General features: G+C 64.0%; 15 protein-coding genes and 1 tRNA gene. 7 read left to right on the top strand and 9 right to left on the bottom strand.

The features are described 5' to 3' along the window. Positions 1-93: 93 nt before the first annotated feature. The 3 genes from LOY37_RS21605 to LOY37_RS21595 all read right to left on the bottom strand — a co-directional run bounded on the left by LOY37_RS21605 (position 94) and on the right by LOY37_RS21595 (position 2,692). Entirely contained in the window at positions 94-1,047 is a 954-nt protein-coding gene (locus LOY37_RS21605) for a FecR domain-containing protein (protein WP_195884914.1), read from the bottom strand. Further along, positions 1,044-1,583 (bottom strand): RNA polymerase sigma factor, encoded by a 540-nt coding sequence (locus LOY37_RS21600; RefSeq protein WP_093379999.1) that lies wholly within the window; start codon positions 1,581-1,583, stop codon positions 1,044-1,046. The genes LOY37_RS21605 and LOY37_RS21600 overlap by 4 nt, the downstream gene beginning before the upstream one ends. A gap of 86 nt (positions 1,584-1,669) precedes the next feature. Further along, positions 1,670-2,692: a DUF4917 family protein gene (locus tag LOY37_RS21595; protein ID WP_258607898.1), complete on the bottom strand. Its 1,023-nt coding sequence runs from the start codon at positions 2,690-2,692 to the stop codon at positions 1,670-1,672. A 112-nt stretch (positions 2,693-2,804) separates the two neighbouring features. On the opposite strand from LOY37_RS21595, the gene LOY37_RS21590 reads away from it, so the two are divergent. The 6 genes from LOY37_RS21590 to LOY37_RS21565 all read left to right on the top strand — a co-directional run bounded on the left by LOY37_RS21590 (position 2,805) and on the right by LOY37_RS21565 (position 10,249). After that, a complete protein-coding gene (locus LOY37_RS21590; RefSeq protein WP_258715688.1) occupies positions 2,805-3,875 on the top strand; it encodes a glycerophosphodiester phosphodiesterase in 1,071 nt (356 codons plus the stop codon). 69 nt (positions 3,876-3,944) lie between these two features. Beyond that, complete coding sequence (locus LOY37_RS21585; RefSeq protein WP_045197570.1) at positions 3,945-4,583, top strand: LysE family translocator; 639 nt, start codon at positions 3,945-3,947, stop codon at positions 4,581-4,583. A gap of 77 nt (positions 4,584-4,660) precedes the next feature. Next, positions 4,661-5,200 (top strand): RNA polymerase sigma factor, encoded by a 540-nt coding sequence (locus LOY37_RS21580; protein WP_213603380.1) that lies wholly within the window; start codon positions 4,661-4,663, stop codon positions 5,198-5,200. After that, a complete protein-coding gene (locus LOY37_RS21575) occupies positions 5,193-6,161 on the top strand; it encodes a FecR domain-containing protein (protein ID WP_258715687.1) in 969 nt (322 codons plus the stop codon). Before LOY37_RS21580 ends, LOY37_RS21575 begins: the two co-directional genes overlap by 8 nt. A gap of 70 nt (positions 6,162-6,231) precedes the next feature. Continuing rightward, complete coding sequence (locus LOY37_RS21570) at positions 6,232-8,646, top strand: TonB-dependent receptor (RefSeq protein WP_258715686.1); 2,415 nt, start codon at positions 6,232-6,234, stop codon at positions 8,644-8,646. Between the two features lie 7 nt (positions 8,647-8,653). Then, a complete protein-coding gene (locus LOY37_RS21565; protein WP_258715685.1) occupies positions 8,654-10,249 on the top strand; it encodes an alpha/beta hydrolase-fold protein in 1,596 nt (531 codons plus the stop codon). 27 nt (positions 10,250-10,276) lie between these two features. Here LOY37_RS21565 and LOY37_RS21560 read toward each other — a convergent pair whose 3' ends face one another. Then, positions 10,277-12,019, bottom strand: coding sequence for a SulP family inorganic anion transporter (locus LOY37_RS21560; protein ID WP_258607887.1), 1,743 nt, complete (start codon positions 12,017-12,019; stop codon positions 10,277-10,279). Between the two features lie 148 nt (positions 12,020-12,167). Here LOY37_RS21560 and LOY37_RS21555 point away from each other — a divergent pair, with 148 nt between their 5' ends. Next, entirely contained in the window at positions 12,168-12,572 is a 405-nt protein-coding gene (locus LOY37_RS21555) for a DUF2388 domain-containing protein (protein ID WP_258715684.1), read from the top strand. A 58-nt stretch (positions 12,573-12,630) separates the two neighbouring features. On the opposite strand, the gene LOY37_RS21550 is transcribed toward LOY37_RS21555, so the two are convergent. From LOY37_RS21550 to LOY37_RS21530, 5 genes are all read right to left on the bottom strand, one after another. After that, positions 12,631-12,704: transfer RNA gene (locus LOY37_RS21550), tRNA-Gly, on the bottom strand. Positions 12,705-12,861: 157 nt separating this feature from the next. Continuing rightward, on the bottom strand, positions 12,862-13,746 hold the full coding sequence (locus tag LOY37_RS21545; RefSeq protein ID WP_258715683.1) for an alpha/beta fold hydrolase: 885 nt from the start codon (positions 13,744-13,746) through the stop codon (positions 12,862-12,864). Positions 13,747-14,068: 322 nt separating this feature from the next. Then, positions 14,069-14,761: a pseudouridine synthase gene (locus tag LOY37_RS21540; protein WP_258715682.1), complete on the bottom strand. Its 693-nt coding sequence runs from the start codon at positions 14,759-14,761 to the stop codon at positions 14,069-14,071. 27 nt (positions 14,762-14,788) lie between these two features. After that, positions 14,789-15,010: a cysteine-rich CWC family protein gene (locus tag LOY37_RS21535; RefSeq protein WP_045197585.1), complete on the bottom strand. Its 222-nt coding sequence runs from the start codon at positions 15,008-15,010 to the stop codon at positions 14,789-14,791. Beyond that, entirely contained in the window at positions 15,007-16,497 is a 1,491-nt protein-coding gene (locus LOY37_RS21530; RefSeq protein WP_045197587.1) for a sensor domain-containing diguanylate cyclase, read from the bottom strand. Before LOY37_RS21530 ends, LOY37_RS21535 begins: the two co-directional genes overlap by 4 nt. Positions 16,498-16,566: the final 69 nt, after the last annotated feature.

The following is a 16,566-nucleotide window of genomic DNA, read 5'->3' as shown; positions in this document are numbered from 1 at the left end:
AAAGGCCAGAAAAGGCCTGCAGTGATTACGCAGACGGGAGGAAGACGCAGGGCTGCGGAAAACCCTCACATGCGAATGAAAAATATTCTCAAATTACTGTTTGCGTTCGATCCGCACCCGACCGTCGGCAAGGTTCACCGCCTTGATCGGCAGCAGCACTGGCAGCGCAGTGAGCAGGGCGTCAGGGTCGTTGACGTCGAGATTGCCCGAGACCTTGTAGCGGCCCAACGAGGGATCGGCGAGCAGCACCGGTGCCGTACGGTAGAGCGATAATTCGTCGATCAGGCTGGCCAGTTCGCGGTTGCGAAAACTCACGTGGCCGCTGCGCCAGTCGGCGATTTCTGCAGCGCTGAGGTTGTGCACGTTGAGGCTGCCGCGGGCCAGGTCATAAACCGCTCGCTGGCCGGCGCTCAATAGCAGCGGCGGGCGATTCTCGCCGGGGGTTTCCAGCGCTACCTGGCCGTGGGCGACGCTGAGCACCAGCTCCTGCTGGCCGCGGCGCAGGTCGAAACCGGTACCCACCACGCGTACCCGGGCGTTGCCGGCATCGACGAACAGCGGCCGCTCCTTGTCGGGCGCCACTTCGATGTACAGCTGGCCCTGGTCGAGGCGAATCAGCCGGCGTTCGTTGTCAAAACTCAGGCTCAGCCGGGTGCGGGCGTTAACGTCCAGCTGGCTGCCATCGGGCAGGGCCAGGTGTTGTGGGCGTTCGCTCTGCGCGGCCAGTTGTTGCTGGTGATGGCGGTTCGGCAGGCCGAGGTTGGCCGCCAGCAGCGCACACACCAGCCCGGCGGCGATGGCCAGGGCCGGGCGCCAGCGCAACGGTTGGCGGCTGGGCAGGGCGACCGGTTTGTTCAGGCTCTTGAGCGCAGCCAGGTCGTCCCAGAGCTGTTCGAACTGGGCATAGGCGCGGGCATGCTCGGGGTTTTGCAGCCACTGGGCGAAGGCCTTGCGGGCTGCGCGCGAGTTGTCGTTGCGGTTACGGGTAAACCAGCTGGCCGCCTGGGCATCGATGCTGCGCTTATCGATTTCAGGAGTGGGGGTCATTCTGGCTGCTCCATGCCGTTGTCACTGTCCAGGCGATGCTTGCAATGCAGCAGGGCCGCGGCGATGTGCTTTTCCACCATGCTTACGGAAATGCCCATGCGCGTGCTGATCTGCGCCTGCGTCAAACCTTCGAAGCGGTGCAGCATAAGGGCTTCGCGGCGGCGCGGCGAGAGTTCGGCGAGGACAAGTTTCAATTGTTCCAGGCGTTGTTGCTGCTGGGCATGCTTGAGCGGGTCGCTGGCGGTGCCGGCCGGTGTCTGTTCGCTGGCCTGGGCATCCTCGTCGAGCACGCTGTGGCGCACCTTCTGCCGACGCCAGTGATCGCTGAGCAGGTTGCGCGCCATCTGGAACAGGAACGCCCGTGGTTGCTCGACCCGCGCCCGGTCGCGATAGCCCAGCCACTGGGTGAACACGTCCTGGGTCATGTCTGCCGCATCGTTGGCATTGTCCATGCGCTTGCGCAAAAAATGCAGGATGTCGGCATAGAACCCGCGGCAGGTGTCGTGGGCAAAAGGGTCGGGTTTGGGGCGCGGCATGCAAGCTTTCCAGGACGGACCGGAGAGAAAGGTTGCGAATGGTATCGAGAATAATTGTTATTTACCATGCCTGTTTTTGTCGCCGCTCAATGTCGTTTGCGGATCGGCACCGGCACCGGCACTTCCAGCCCGGGCGCTCCCAGCGGGTGGCTGCTGGCATCGAAGAAGTGCAATTGCAGCGCGGGCATATCGGCAAAGCGCTGCACGTAGTGCTGCTTCTGGCTGATGATCGAGGCTGCGCTTAACGGCCGGATGGCGATGGCCAGGTGCGCCGGGCGTGCTTGCTTGATCGCCTCCAGCAGGTGGCGGTCGGTGCTGTCCAGGTGCTGGCCGAAAATGCACAGGCCGCCTTGATGGCCGGCCAGTTCACCAAGCGCCCAGCTTAAGTAATCGGAACTGCGGATGGCCTTGAGCTTGTCGTCGCTGCTGCTTTCGTTGACGAACAGCGGCACATCACCGGGGGTGTTGACGGCAAAGCCGTCGAGCAACTGGCCGTCGCTGGCGCTGCGCTGGCGGGTGCTGCCGTCCTGCTGCTTGAGCAGGTGCAGGCCGCCGTGCAGGTACAGCAGGCGCGTGCCCGGGCCGCGAGTGCGGCGGATATCGAAGTTGCCGTCTTCGTCGAACAACTGCTGGAAACCTTCCGGCTTCTGGCTGGCGGCCCAATGGCAGATCAGGTCGTAGTTGCTGGAGTAGACGCTCTGGTAGTTGCCCAGCTCGCGGTTGATCTGTTGCAAGGTCTGGCTTGGCAGCATGCGCCAGGGGATGTGCACGCTGCGGATGGCGTGGATCAGCGCTTCCTTGATCGCGTAGTAACGGTTCAGCGGCGCCGAGGAGCTGATCGCCAGCGCGGCGTTGATCCGCACCGTGGTGTTCAGGGCACTGAGCACCGGTTCGAACAGCTCGCTGCCCAGCGACTTGAACAGCGCCTGATCGCTCAGGTTCAGGGGCTTGTGCCGCACCCGCTGGGCCTCCTCGAACAGCGAGAAGTAGCTGAACGGCCGCCACAATGCACGGCTGGCGCCATTGCCCAGCAGCAGGCCGCTGCAGGGGTGGCTGGCGTTCAGGTCTGGCCAGTGGTTGAGGCTGGCGTCGAGGTCGGCGTGGGGCATCGGGCATCTCTGTGGCAGGGCAGGCAATCGCCGGCGACTTTAGCATGCAACCGGTCTGTCATCAGCGTTGGCGACTATGCTGGATTCGCTGCGCAGCAAAGGAAGCCTGAAGATGTTCAAAACCGTTAAACATGTATGTTGCCTGGCGCTATTGCCGCTGGCGGCGCTTGCCGAGGCCGGGCCGGGCAGTGAATTGGCCAGGGCGCAGGGCATTGCCTACCCGGCGGTGATCGCCCATCGCGGCGCCTCGTATGATGCACCGGAGTCCACGGCGCCGGCCTACCGGCTGGCACGGGAGCTGGGCGCCGATTACCTGGAGCTGGACCTGCAACGCTCCAGCGACGGCGTGCTGGTTGCTGTGCATGACGATAACCTGCTGCGCACCAGCGACGTGGCCGAGCGCTTTCCCGAACGCCAGGACCAGCCGGTGAGTGCCTTCACCCTGGCCGAGCTGAAATCCCTGGACGTCGGCAGCTGGTTCAACAAGGCCTACCCCGAACGTGCCCGGGCAAGCTTCAAGGGTTTGAAAATCCAGACCCTCGATGAAGTCATGGACATCGCCGCGGCCAACCCGCAACGCCAGCCCGGCTTGTACATCGAAACCAAGGTGCCGAACCTGTTTCCCGGTATCGAAGCCGACCTGAACAAAGCCCTGCAGGCCCGTGGCTGGCTCGAGCGGCCGGGCAGGGTGGTGCTGCAGAGCTTTGACCGCAACAGCCTGGCGCTGCTGCACCAGCACATGCCCCAGGTGCCCAAGGTGCTGTTGCTGTGGATCGGCAAGGGCAGCATCGAGCCCGCCTCGCAGCAGACCTTCGCCGAATCCGGTGAAGCCGACAAGGCCGCCTTCTATGCCCGTCAGCAACCCCGGGACAAGGCCGAGTTCGTGCGCTGGCTGGATTACGCCAAGGCCGCCGGCGCCATCGGAACCGGACCGTCGGCGGCGCTGGCCGGGGGCGGCGCGCAGAGTTACGCCGACCTGGTGCAGCCGTGGATGAACCAGCTCAGCCACGACGAGGGCCTGCTGGTGCACGTGTACACCGTCGATGAACCGGTGGATTTTCGCCAGGTGCTGGAGGCGGGTGTGGACGGCATCTTCAGCAACCGCAGCGGCCAGCTGCTGCGCTATCTGGGCCGCCCCAGTGCCCGCAGCGAGGCGCAGATCCTGCGTGCCGAGGGCTACTGAGAGGCTGGCTGGCGCCGCGCGGCTGCCGTAGACTTCGCGCCTTGCACGGACTTTCAGGACACTGCCCCGATGACCTTTTCGCTGCTGCTCGCGGTAATCGCTTCCGGTTTTATCTACGGTATTACCCCGGGCCCCGGCGTGCTGGCGGTGCTCGGCATTGGCGCCACCCGCGGGCGCCGCGCCGGCGCGGGGTTTCTTTGCGGGCACTTGCTCGGCGATGTGCTGTGGTGCAGTACCGCATTGGTGGCGATCGTCGGTGCCCGGCAAATCGGCAGTTCGGTGTTCGACATCCTCGGTGTGATCAGCGGCCTGTACCTGTTCTGGCTGGGCATGCGCGCCTTGCGCAGCCGCCCGGGCAGTGGCGACGGCGAGCAGGGGCCGGTGCGCAAGCCGTTCTGGCATGGCGTGGTATTTGGCCTGACCAACCCCAAGGCCTACCCGGTGGCGGTGGCGACGTTCACCGCCTTGCTCTCGAGCCGCGCCGAAGCGCTGGACTGGTCGATGCTGCCAGCCTTGATCGCCCTGAGCTTTGTTGGCGGCTTGCTGGCCTACCTGATTCTGATCGGCGTGGTCGGTGCCCGCCATGTGCGCACCCTGTACACCCGCTACGAACTGTGGATCACCCGTGCCTGCGGGGTGATGTTCATTGGTTTTGCCGTCAATGCCCTGGCCCACGCCTTGCCAGGGCTGCTGCCGCGCAACAGCTGAGGGCTGGCAGAAGGCCGTAGAGGTATGTGAGAATGATATGAATTCCTATTCATGTTTATCTTCCACGCCGGACCTTCATGACTTCGCTCTCCATGCCCTGGACCGCCGCTGCTCCGGCCCTGCAGGCGGTCGTCGACGATCTGCTGGCCAATTACAGCGACCTGCGCCGTTACCTTTGTGGCCGCCTGCGTAACCCGGATGATGCCGCCGACATTGCCCAGTCAAGCTTTGCCCAGGCTTACGCCCATGCTCTGAACGCGCCGGTGGTCAACGCCCGGGCGTTACTGTTCCAGGCCGCGCGCAATCTGTGCATTGATCAGTACCGGCGGCGCAGCAACGAGCTGGCGGCGCTGGAAGACTGGCTGAGCCGCGTCGATGTGCTGAGCCCCAGCGTCGAAGACATCATTATCGCCCGCGAGCAGTTGCAGCAATTGATCGAGCGTATCGAGCGCATGCCGCGCCTGCGCCGCGAGGTGTTCGTCCGTGTGCGTTTGCACGGCCAGCCCCATCGCCAGGTATGTGCTGAACTTGAGCTGTCGGCCAAGGCCGTAGAGCTGCACATCGCCCGGGCGGTGTTCGATTTGTCCGAGCTGAGCCTGGCGGCACGGCATGTCTGAGTCGTCGCCGGTTTCTCCACGCAAGGTGCAGCAAGCCCTGACCTACCTGGCCGCGCTGAACAGCGACGACCCGCAGCGGGTGCAGCAGACACGTGGCCAGCTGGAGCGTTGGCGCGGCAAAAGCAGTGAGCACGAACGGGCCTGGCAAGAGGCCGAACAACGCTGGCAACTGGTGCATCGGCTGACCCCGCAACTGCGCACGGCGGTAACGCCGGAGCCGGTCAATCTCAGTCGTCGGCGTCTGCTGCGCCAGGGCGGCGGCTTGCTGGTGGCGGTGGCCGGGGCCAGTTGGCTGGGCTGGTTGTGGCGGCGTGCGCCGCAGTTCGATCGCCTGCTGCAAACCGTGCATGCCGAGCCGCCGCGGCGGGAGATTCTGCCCGATGGCAGCCAATTGTTGCTGGCGGCCGAAACCAGCTTGCGCATCGAGTACAGCAACGGCTTGCGCCAGGTGCGCCTGCTGCAGGGCAATGTCTATTTCGATGTGGCGCGCGAGCGCATGCGACCGTTTCTGATCAGCACCCGCTTGGGCGAGGTAGAAGTGCTGGGCACGGCCTTCAGCGTCAGCGATCGCGGTGGCGAGATTCAGGTCGCGGTGGCTCGCGGGCGGGTCGAGGTGCGTGGCCTGCGTGAGGGCTCGCAGGTGTTGCAGGCGGGTGAGCGCATCAACCTCGACGCATACGGGCGCCTGCTCGCGCGCAGGGCTGATGTGCATGCTGCAGCGAGTCTTGAGCATTGGCAGCGGGGCTGGTGGTCGTTTACCGATACGCCGCTGGCCGAGGTAATCGCCGAGGTCAACGCCTATGCCCTGCAACCGGTGACCCTCGTGGCTAGCGCCGCCCAGTTGCACCTGACCGGTAGCTTCCCCAGCAACCAGCCGGAAATGCTCCTGCAGGCGCTGCCGAAAATCCTCCCGGTGAGCCTGGTCAACCAGGGGCAGCAGCGCACCCTGCAACGGCGCTGAAAATAATTTTGAGGGGTAACGCCGAGGTGGCCCGTCTTCATCGCTGAACCCACCTCTGCAAGGACAGATCATGTCGCTTCCCCATGCCCGCCCGGCACACCCTGTGGCTTTTCCCGGCACCCTGCGTCGATTGGCGCTGGCCTGTGCCCTGGGCAGCGCCAGCCTGTTGCCATTGAGCGCGGCCCATGCCGCCGCCCTGGCTGCCGATGCGCCGGCCTTGAGCCTGAACCTGCCGGGCCAGTCCCTGGAAGCCGCGGTGCATGCCCTGGCCCGCGAAGCCGGGGTGGCCATCGCCGCCGACAGCCAGTTGCTGGCTGGCCGTAGTGCCCCGGCCTTGCAGGGTCGGTTCACCTTGCAGCAGGCCTTGCAGCGCTTGCTGGCCAACAGTGGCCTGGTGGCCAGCGAAGAGAACGGCGTGATCATTCTGCGCAGCCTCGACAGCGATGGCGCCCTGACCCTTGGCGAGCTGAACATCAACGCCAACAGCAACGCCAACGGCATCCCCGAGACCTACAGCGGTGGCCAGGTCGCCCGTGGCGCGCGGCTGGGCATGCTGGGCAATCGCGAGGTGATGGAGACGCCGTTCAACGTCACCGCCTACACCGCCCAGCACATGGAAAACCAGCAAAGCGGCACGGTTGGCGCGGTGCTGCGCAACGACCCGTCGATCCGCTTCAGTACCGGCGAAGGCCACGCCTACGAGAACTTCATGATTCGTGGCTACTCCCTCGATTCCACCGAGCTTGCGCTGAACGGCCTGTACGGCCTGGCCCCGGACGGCCACGTGGCGACCGAGTTTCTGGAACGTGTCGAGGTGCTCAAGGGCCCCGGTGCCTTGCTCAACGGCATGGCGCCCAACGGCGGCGTCGGCGGGGTGATCAACCTGGTGCCCAAGCGCGCCGGCGAAGCACCGTTGACGCGCCTGACCAGCAGCTACGTGTCCGACGGTTATATCGCCAACCATATCGACCTGGGCCGGCGCCTGGGCGATGAGCAGCGTTTCGGCATCCGCTTCAACGGCGTCTACGGCAGCGGCGAAACCGGTGTCGACCAGCAGTCCAAGGACCGCACCCTGGCGTCGCTGGGCATGGACTATCGCGGCGATGGCTGGAAGCTCGAGCTGGACGCTTACGAAAGCCATGAAAAGCTCGAAGACGGCAGCCCGATGATGGCCGGCTTCAGCAAGCTGGGGCATGTCACCAAGGCGCCGAAACCGGACACCAACATCCTCGACGGCATCTACGCCAAGCAAGTCAGCAAGGCCGTGGTGCTGCGCGGCGAATACGACCTCAACGACGACTGGACCGCCTACGCCAGCGTCGGCAGCGCCCGAACCCGCTACAAGGGCTTTCTCAACGGCACCCGGGTGATCGTCACCGGCGCCAACGGCGATGCCAGCGGCGAGACCTACAACCAGGCCGGCTACACCCACAGCCTGTCCACCGAAGCCGGAGTGCGGGGCAACTTCGTCACCGGCCCGGTGAACCACCAGGTGGTGTTGAGCACCACCTTGCTGCACCAGGATATCGGCCGCGCCGCCACCGTTACCAGCAAGAAATACCTGACCAACATCTACCACCCGGGCAAGCCGATCATTGCCGGCGATATCGGCTCCAGCGACAAGACCGGCGACAACACCCTGTCCAGCTTCGCCGTCGCCGACACCCTGGGCTTTATCGACGACAAGGTGCTGCTGACCCTGGGCGTGCGCTCGCAACGGGTGCGGCAGAAGATGAGCAACCCGGCCTACGACGAACGCGCCCTGACCCCGGCCCTGGGCCTGGTGCTCAAGCCCTGGGACGCGCCGGTGTCGCTGTACGCCAACTACATCGAAGGCTTGACCCAGGGCGGCATGGTCACCGACCTTGCCGCTGCCAACTACGGCGAGCAGTTCGCCCCGTACAAGGCCAAGCAGATGGAGGCCGGGGTCAAGTGGGACCTGGGCGACTTCACCCACACCCTCAGCGTGTTCCAGATCGAGAAACCGAGCATGCTTCTGGACCGCGCCAGCAACCGTTACACCGACGATGGCGAGCAGCGTAACCGTGGCGTGGAATGGAACCTGTTCGGCTCGCTGACCCCGAGCGTGCGCCTGCTCGGTGGCGTCACCTACACCCGCGCCGAGCTGACCCGCACCGCTGGCGGCAGCTTTGACGGCAACACCGCCCGTGGCGTGCCGGCCTGGTCGGCCAACCTCGGCGCCGAGTGGGACACCCCCTGGATCGAGGGCCTGACCCTGACCGCGCTGGGCATCCACAGCAGCTCGCAATACCTCGATAGCGCCAACGACCTGAAGATCCCGCAATGGACCCGCTATGACCTCGGCGGTCGCTACAGCACGCGTATCCTCAGCAAGGACGTGGTGCTGCGCGCAAGCCTTGAGAACGTCGAGAACCGCGCCTACTGGGCCGGAGTGTTCAACGACGGTTACGCCACGGTCAGCGAGCCGCGCACGCTGAAACTCTCCGCCAGCATCGATTTCTGAGGTGACCATGCAATTATTCAATCAATGGCGCTGCGCCCTGGCGCTGGCCCTGTGCATGAGTGGCAGCGCGATGGCCAGTAGCGGCAACCTCCTGCAACCTGGGCAAACCGTCAGCGCCAGCTTTGCCCAGGGCCAGCAATCGGTCTGGACCTTACAGCTCAAAGCCGGCGACCTGGTTCAGGGGCGGCTGCTGGGCGATGCCAGCCTGCGCCTGCTCGATGCCCAGGGCCAACCTGTACGGCTGCTCATCGATGGCCAGGACCAGCCGCGCGAGTTCATTTTCATCGCCGAGCGCGATGGCGCCTATGGCCTGCGCGCCGAGGCGCTGGCCAGCCGCGCGCAAGCCACTTATGCACTGACCCTAAAGCAAGTAATCGCGGCCAGCGAGCAGAAGCGCACGGCCGCCCCGTTGCCAAGCCCGACCCTGCGCGAGTTGCAGCAACAGCTGGCTCAGGGCGCGAGTACCGAAGCCTTCTGGCAGGCCCGTCAGCAGCAGGGCACGCCGATGGTCGAAAGCGTGGCAGACCAGCCCGGCATGGCCCTGGTGACCTTCCTCTGGCGCGGAGCGCGGGACAACGTGCGGGTGTTCGGCGCGCCCTCGGGCAATCATGATGAACTGCAACGCCTGGGCGACAGCGACGTGTGGTTTCGCAGCTATCTGCTGCCGGCGTCTGCGCGCCTGAGCTACCAGATGGCCCCGGATGTTCCGGCCTCCGATGATCGGCGAATGATCCTCGCCAGCACTCGCCGCGATCCGCTCAACCCCAACGGCTTTGCCGATGGCAGCGGCGACCCGTTCCTCTCGCGCTCACGCCTGGAATTGGCGGCAGCACCGGAGCAACCCTGGGTTGCCGAGCGTCCCGGTATTGCTCGGGGCAGCCTGGAACGCAAGGTGTTGAGCAGTAAATTGCTCGGCAACGAGCGTGACGTTTACCTGTACCGCCCGGCGCAGTGGCAGCCGGGCGCCAAGGGCCAGGGTTTGCTGGTGCTGTTCGATGCCCACGCCTATACCCGCCAGGTGCCGACCCCGACGATTCTCGACAACCTGATCGCCGATGGCCTGATCCCGCCGACCGCGGCGTTGATCATCGCCAACCCCAGTGACCTCAGCCGCCAGCAGGAACTGCCGCCCAACCCGCAGTTCGCCCGCTTCATGGCTGAAGAACTGATGCCCTGGGCGCGCCGGCAAGGTCTTGCGGCAGCGTCAGAGCGCACGGTGGTGGCCGGTTCCAGCTACGGCGGCCTGGCGTCGGCCTACCTGGGCCTCAAGCACCCGCAGCTGTTCGGCAATGTCTTGAGCATGTCCGGTTCCTACTGGTGGGGACGTGAGGGCGAAGAGCCGGGCTGGCTCACCCGCGAATACGTCAAGGCACCCAAGCAAGCGCTGCGCTTTTACCTGCAGTCGGGCCTGTTCGAAGGGCCGAAAATCCTCGACACCAACCGCCATCTGCGTGACGTGCTGCTGGCCAAGGGGTATGCGGTGGAGCAGGTCGAGTACCCGGCCGGGCATGATTACCTGCAGTGGCGGGGCAGCTTGCCGTGTGGCTTGATCAGTTTGATCGGCAACGTTGCGCAAGCGCCCGAGGCCTGTCAGCTCCGGTAATGGCTCGATCGCGGGGCAAGCCCGCTCCTACCCATCTGTAGGAGCGGGCTTGCCCCGCGATGTCGTTTCCATCCCCGGTACCGTTGCCCTGCGACTGCGATTGCGCCACAACCGATACGCCCGGATCCCCGAGCGTACCGAGCCAAACAGCAAGCCGTTCTCCATCTCCCGCGCGATCCCCGAACGCACCAGCATGCGCAAGAAGCGTCCGCGTGCCCGGGCGATACCGAAGTAGATGCCGCGGGCTGTCAGGGTATCGCGCACCTCGCGCAGGGCCGCAATACCGCTGACATCGATGGAACTGACCGCTTCGGCATCGAACAGCACCGCGCGTGGTTGCTCCTCGCGCTGCACCGCCTCGAGCAAACGCATCTTGAAATAGTCGGCATTGAAGAACAGGATCGCATCGTCAAAGCGATACACCACCAGCCCCTGCACCGTGCGCGCATCCTGGTGGCGGCGGATGTCGACCTGGCCCTCGATGCCCGGCACCCAGCCGAGCACCGCATCGGTAGGCTGGTAGATGCTGTAGAGCAAACGCAGGATCGCCAGGGTCACAGCGATGATGATGCCCGGCAGCACACCGACGCCGAGCACGCCGACGGTAGTCAGCACGCACAGCCAGAACTCGAAGCGGCTGAGGCGGTAGATTTTTTTCAGCGACTGCACATCGATCAGCCCCCAACCGGCCATCAGCAAAACCGCACCGAGGGCAGCCTGGGGAATCCAGGCCATGGGCGTGGTGAAGGCCAGCAGGATCAGGGCGATGACCAGGGCGGCGATTATCCCCACCAACTGGCTTTTGCCGCCGACCATGTCGTTGACCGCGGTGCGCGAGTCGGCGCCGCTGATGGCAAATCCCTGGGAAACCCCAGCGGCGATATTGGTGACCCCGAGCGCGAGGAACTCATGGTTGGCGTTGATCGCATAGCCATGGCGGGCAGCAAAGCTGCGGGCAGTCAGCATGGCGCTGCAAAAGCTCACGGTGGCGATACCCAGGGCGTCGCGCAACAGGCTTTTCATTTCTTCCAGATTGGTTTGCGGCCAGGCCAGTTCCGGCATGCCGGCCGGCACCGGGCCGAGGATCGCCACGCCAAAGCGGTCGAGGCCAAACAGCCCGACTACCAGGGTGGCCACTGCCACGGTGACCAACGCCGCCGGCAGGCGCGGGTAGCGGCGCGGCAACCAGATCAGCAAACCCAGCCCGGCAACGCCGATCACCAGGGTCAGCCAGTGGATTTCGCCCAGGCGCTGCAGCAGGTTGATCAGGCTGAGGACAAAGCCGTTACCCTCGATCTGAAAGCCCAGCACCTTGCCCAGTTGCCCGGCCAGCAGGCTCAGGCCGATACCGTTGAGGTAGCCGATAAGGATCGGCCGCGAGAAAAAACTGGCAATGAACCCGGCCCGCGCCAGCCCGGCACCGATCAGCATCAGGCCAACGAGGATGGTGACAATCACCGACAACTGCGCCAGCCGCGCCGGATCGCCCATGGCCAACGGCGCAATGGCTCCGGCGACCATGGCGCAGGTGGCGGCATCCGGGCCGACCATCAATTGCCGCGAACTGCCGATCAGCGCATAGACCATCATCGGCAGGATGCACGCATACAACCCGTACTGCGGTGGCAGGCCGACGATCTGCGCATAGGCGATGGCGATGGGAATCTGGATCGCCGCCACCGACAGGCCGGCCTGCAGGTCATGACGAAACCATTCGCGGCGGTACTGCAACAGATTGGCCAGGCCAGGCAGCCAGCGGGAGAGAAACATGCACGGATCCTTTCGAGTGTTTCGCGGTGGGCTATTAAAGCGCAGCGCGCGGCGCCTGGGCAGGGCGCCAAGTCAAAAACACTGCTGTTAAGTCTGGCTCAAGCCGTGGAGAATGCCGGGCGATTACAGGGACAGTGAATGGATACCGATGGAACGCAGGATCAATCGCTGGAAAAAGCGCGCAATGTTGCTGAGCCTGGCCTGGTGCTGTAGTGCCCAGGGCCAGGGCGACATCTTTGGTAGCGGCGGCGACGTCGATGGCATGTTGACCCTTGGAGCCACGTTTTATCTGCCTTTCATGCTCACTGGCGCAACCACCTATGGACCCACCATGGCCTCTGAGGCCAGTTCCGGCAAAGATGGCAAACGCGTGATGGCGCAGGCTCGCAACGATGCTGCGGCGTTCATTGCCAGCGACGGGGCTTACCGGGGTGTCTATCTGGAATCGGCGTTGAACTGGTTGCGTAGCGAAGGGCGTGCGCCAGGCGCAACGGATCGCGAGCTGGCCCAGGGAATACTGGTGCTGGCAGCAGTTGAAGCGAAGGGGATCTAGCGAAACAGCCACCAGAGTGGTGGCCAGGGCCTCAGCGACGCTGAAACCTGAAGGAAGCTGGAGCGGGTGAAGGGAATCGAACCCTCGTTATCAGCTTGGGAAGCTGGAGTAATGCCATTATACGACACCCGCTTTCAGGGCTGACTTTGTACCAGAACTTCGTCGCGATTTGAAGCCCTATGTTGCTTAAGCGTCATCTGCCGGTGGCCAGTAGCGCGAGGTCGTGCATCTTCTGTTTGGCCTTTTGGGCCGTTGATGCAGGAGGCTGCGCTACCGGCGACCGTGCCGCTCAGATAGCCAGTGCATGATGCTCCTGGGTGTAGCTGTAACGCGGGCGCGATTCCTTCAGGGCAGGTTTGAGAAAACCCAGCAGGGCTTCGCGGGTATCGCGGCAGGCGGCCTTGTGTTCCATGTCGAGGAAGTGGCCGGTGGCGCGGATCTCGCGAAAGTGGCTGTTGCGCACGTGTTGGCCGAACTGGCGGGCATCTTCGGTGGTGGTGTATTCGTCCCACTCGCCATTCATGAACAGCACCGGAATGTCGATCACCCGCGCCGCCCGCAGGGCATCGCCCAGGTCGTGGTCGAGCACCTGGTTGATGTGAAAGTGCATCTGCGCGTATTCGTGGTTGTCCAGGCTGCTGACGTGGCGGTAGTTGAAGCGCTTGAACAGCGACGGCAGGTGCTTGCCGATGGTGTCGTTGACCAGGTTGCCGACCCGGTAACGATCGCAGGCGCTCAGGTACTGGCAACCGCGTTCGAGGTAGTCGCGCATCGGTTCGTTGATTACCGGCGAGAACGAGCTGACCACCGCCTTTTCGATGCGCCGCGGCTTGTGCGCCAGGGCCAGCAGGGTGCAGGCGCCGCCCCAGGAGAAGGACATGACGTGATCGGCGCCAAAGTGGTCGATCAGCTCCAGGAGGATCTGCCCTTCGGTTTCCTTGGTCAGCAAATGTTCGTTGCGGTTGTGCGCCTTGGACTTGCCGGCGTAGGGCTGGTCATACAGCACCACGTTGAACTGTGGGTGCAGGTTGCGCACCGTCTGGGCAAACGAGGCCGTCGTGGCCAGCGAGCCATTGATCAGGATGATCGTCTTCTCAGCGGCATCTGCGCGATAGAACTCCGTGTAAACCCGATACTGACCTTGTATATCAAGCACAGCGATTTCTGGCCTCATGTCGTCGACTCCTGGCGCAAAAAGGGTGTTCGCACATGCAAGGATGCGCGTTCTTTATGACAGGTAGGCATACGCCTTGAAGAGAAGCTGAGGGCCCTGGTCGATCCGCGTGGCACGTTGGTCGACCGGTATTGTTCTAGGAGGGCAATCTGCCGGACGCCGGGGCTTCGAGGCACTGGTCGCTGGCAAAAAGGTGTCTTGGACTACGATCGTGACTGACTGGTCACATGCAGACCGACGATTGGATTCAAGCAGGCACCCGGGCAACCCGCAAGTGCCGTTGGGACAATTGACGAAAATTTTCCGCCAGGCGGTCGCTGGCTCAGATCGCCCGGATTTCTTCAGGGTGGAGCGCGCGGTACTGACCGGGCTGCAGGTTGGGGTCCAGCTGCAACGGGCCCATGCGTTCGCGGTGCAGGCGCACGACCTTGTTGTCGAAGTGGCCGAACATGCGCTTGACCTGGTGGTAGCGGCCTTCGACGATGCTCAGGCGCGCGCTGCGTGGGCCGAGCAAGGTCAATTCGGCGGGCAGGGTGGTGAGGTCTTCAAAGGCGAAGTAGAAACCCTGGCGGAATTTCTCGATGTAGTGCTCGCCGATTTCCTGCTCGGTCTCGACGTAGTAAACCTTGGGCAGCTTGGTTTGCGGCTGGGTCAGGCGCCGCGACCACAGGCCATCGTTGGTCAGCAGCATCAGCCCGGTGGTGTTGAAGTCCAGGCGCCCGGCGATGTGCAAATCCTCGGTGTCGGCTTGGTCGATCAACTCGATCACCGTGGGGTGCTGCGGGTCCTGGGTGGCGCTGACACAACCCTGGGGTTTGTGCAGCATCAGGTAGCGCAATGGGCGCCCGGCCTGCAGCAGTTGCTCGTCGACTTCGATGCGGCTGAATTCGCGTACCTCAAAGTGCGGATCGCTGACCCGCTGGCCATCCACGCGCACGCGCTGCTGTACCAGCAGCAGGCGGACTTGCTGACGGCTGAAGCAGGGCAGGTTGCTGAGGAAGCGATCGAGACGCATACAAAACCAGGTGCAGGGCGCGACAGTTTAACCGGCTGGCGTGGCCTTGGCTGCCTGCAATTGCGCCTCGACCTCGGCGCAGCGCGGGCACAGGCAGGCCTGGTTGCGCAGTTCGGCGGGCAGGGCTTCGAGTACCTTGGGGTCGATGCTCACGCCGTAGCACCAGCAGGCCTGGGCGGCCGTACGCGGGTCGGCCAGGCTGCAATCGTTGCTGGCGCCGCAGGCGGGGCAGCGGCGGCTGTCATTCATGATCGGGGCTGTTCATGGTCGGTTCGGGGTATCTCGCTGCAGACACGGTTGCGCCCACTTTGTTTGGCCCGGTACAGGGCACGGTCGGCGCGGGCGATCAGGCTGTGCAGGGTATCGTCGGCCTGCAGGTTGCTCAAGCCGATGCTGGCGGTCAGGTGGATCGGCTGCTCGGCATAGGTAAAGGCCAGGGCCTCGGTCTTGCTGCGAATCTTCTCGGCCACCGCCGCGGCGTTCTGGCTGTCGGTGTCCTTGAGCAGCACGATGAATTCCTCACCACCCCAGCGGCAGATGATATCAGCATGGCGCAGGCATTCCTCCAGCACCTGGGCGAACTGGCGTAGCACTTCGTCGCCGGCCAGGTGGCCATGGGTGTCGTTGAGCGCCTTGAAGTGGTCGAGGTCGATCAGCAGGGCGATCAGCGGCTTGGGTTCGCGCTGGGCTTCCTGCAGCGCTTGCGCGGCCAGCAGGTCGAAGCCACGGCGGTTGGGCAGGCCGGTGAGGCTGTCGAGGGTGGCCAGGGCTTCGATGTTGTCCTGATGGCGCTTGACCATGGCATTGAGCAGCGACAACACCACCAGGGTGATCATCGCGCATATCGCCAGGTTCAGGTACAGCGACTGGCGAATGGCATCCATGGCGCCGTCTTCGCGCTTGTCGACGAACAGGTACCAGTTCAGTTCCGGCACCAGGCGCACGTTGAGGAAATGACTATGGCCATCGCTGCTGTTGTATTCATGGCTGCCGCTGACCGGTTGTGGCATTTGCCCGAGCCCGTCCAGTTCGACCAGCGGCTGCCCGGTCCTGGCGCCATGGGGACCGCCATTGGAGCCGGTAAGTACGATACGCCCCTGCGGATCGACGAAGAACACCTGGCGCTGGTAGCGCTGCTGGTAATCGTCGATCAGGCGGATCACCGCCTCGACCGTCAGGCCGATGCCGGCAACGCCGATGAACTTGCCGTCGTAATCGAACACCCGGTAGTTGATGAACACCGTGAGACGGTCCTGGTTGGCCATGTCGAGGTCGACGTTGATCTCGTAGGGCGTGTTCATTTTCAGTACCCGCTGGTACCAGGCATCACGGGGTTCTTGCGGGTCGATTTTCTTCAGAACGCCTTTGGTCTGGTAATAGATACCGCTGTTGCTGGAGACGAAGAACGCCGTATAGGCGTGGTGCTGGCGCATGATTTCGTCCAGGTAACGGGTGACCTGGGCGGTGTCGCGCTCGCCGCCCAGGGCCCAGTCGCGCAAGAAGGTGTCGTGAGCCATCATCGACGAGATCAGGATCGGGCGTACCAGGTCTTTCTGGATTTCCGAATAGACCGTATCGGAGGTCAGCGGCAGCTCGGTGTTGACGATGTTGTCGCGAATCGAGCTGCGTGAGGCGAAGTAGCTGAGCAGGGAGGTCGCCAAGAAGCCGCAGGCGAGCAACAGCAGTAATGTCAGGATCAGCGAGCGCTGCGAAAACAGGGCGGAACGAGGCGGCATGACATTCCCGGTCTGTAGGCCAATGGCCTTCATTCTAGTGGTGTGGCAGAAAAATAACTTTACGATTTT

Origin of the sequence: Pseudomonas sp. B21-012, assembly GCF_024749305.1 — a bacterium.
GTDB lineage: Bacteria > Pseudomonadota > Gammaproteobacteria > Pseudomonadales > Pseudomonadaceae > Aquipseudomonas.
The sequence above is the reverse complement of the archived record's forward strand: the minus strand, read 5'-3'. Positions and strand labels throughout refer to the sequence as shown.

What these genes read in the sequence shown, in the direction of transcription:
- LOY37_RS21585 (WP_045197570.1), top strand. Translation starts at nt 3,945, where the DNA reads ATGACCTTTTCGCTGCTGCTCGCGGTAATCGCTTCCGGTTTTATCTAC.
- LOY37_RS21535 (WP_045197585.1), bottom strand. Translation starts at nt 15,010, where the DNA reads ATGAATGACAGCCGCCGCTGCCCCGCCTGCGGCGCCAGCAACGATTGC.
- LOY37_RS21555 (WP_258715684.1), top strand. Translation starts at nt 12,168, where the DNA reads ATGGAACGCAGGATCAATCGCTGGAAAAAGCGCGCAATGTTGCTGAGC.
- LOY37_RS21575 (WP_258715687.1), top strand. Translation starts at nt 5,193, where the DNA reads ATGTCTGAGTCGTCGCCGGTTTCTCCACGCAAGGTGCAGCAAGCCCTG.
- LOY37_RS21545 (WP_258715683.1), bottom strand. Translation starts at nt 13,746, where the DNA reads ATGAGGCCAGAAATCGCTGTGCTTGATATACAAGGTCAGTATCGGGTT.
- LOY37_RS21590 (WP_258715688.1), top strand. Translation starts at nt 2,805, where the DNA reads ATGTTCAAAACCGTTAAACATGTATGTTGCCTGGCGCTATTGCCGCTG.
- LOY37_RS21565 (WP_258715685.1), top strand. Translation starts at nt 8,654, where the DNA reads ATGCAATTATTCAATCAATGGCGCTGCGCCCTGGCGCTGGCCCTGTGC.
- LOY37_RS21560 (WP_258607887.1), bottom strand. Translation starts at nt 12,019, where the DNA reads ATGTTTCTCTCCCGCTGGCTGCCTGGCCTGGCCAATCTGTTGCAGTAC.
- LOY37_RS21600 (WP_093379999.1), bottom strand. Translation starts at nt 1,583, where the DNA reads ATGCCGCGCCCCAAACCCGACCCTTTTGCCCACGACACCTGCCGCGGG.
- LOY37_RS21595 (WP_258607898.1), bottom strand. Translation starts at nt 2,692, where the DNA reads ATGCCCCACGCCGACCTCGACGCCAGCCTCAACCACTGGCCAGACCTG.
- LOY37_RS21580 (WP_213603380.1), top strand. Translation starts at nt 4,661, where the DNA reads ATGACTTCGCTCTCCATGCCCTGGACCGCCGCTGCTCCGGCCCTGCAG.
- LOY37_RS21605 (WP_195884914.1), bottom strand. Translation starts at nt 1,047, where the DNA reads ATGACCCCCACTCCTGAAATCGATAAGCGCAGCATCGATGCCCAGGCG.
- LOY37_RS21540 (WP_258715682.1), bottom strand. Translation starts at nt 14,761, where the DNA reads ATGCGTCTCGATCGCTTCCTCAGCAACCTGCCCTGCTTCAGCCGTCAG.
- LOY37_RS21530 (WP_045197587.1), bottom strand. Translation starts at nt 16,497, where the DNA reads ATGCCGCCTCGTTCCGCCCTGTTTTCGCAGCGCTCGCTGATCCTGACA.
- LOY37_RS21570 (WP_258715686.1), top strand. Translation starts at nt 6,232, where the DNA reads ATGTCGCTTCCCCATGCCCGCCCGGCACACCCTGTGGCTTTTCCCGGC.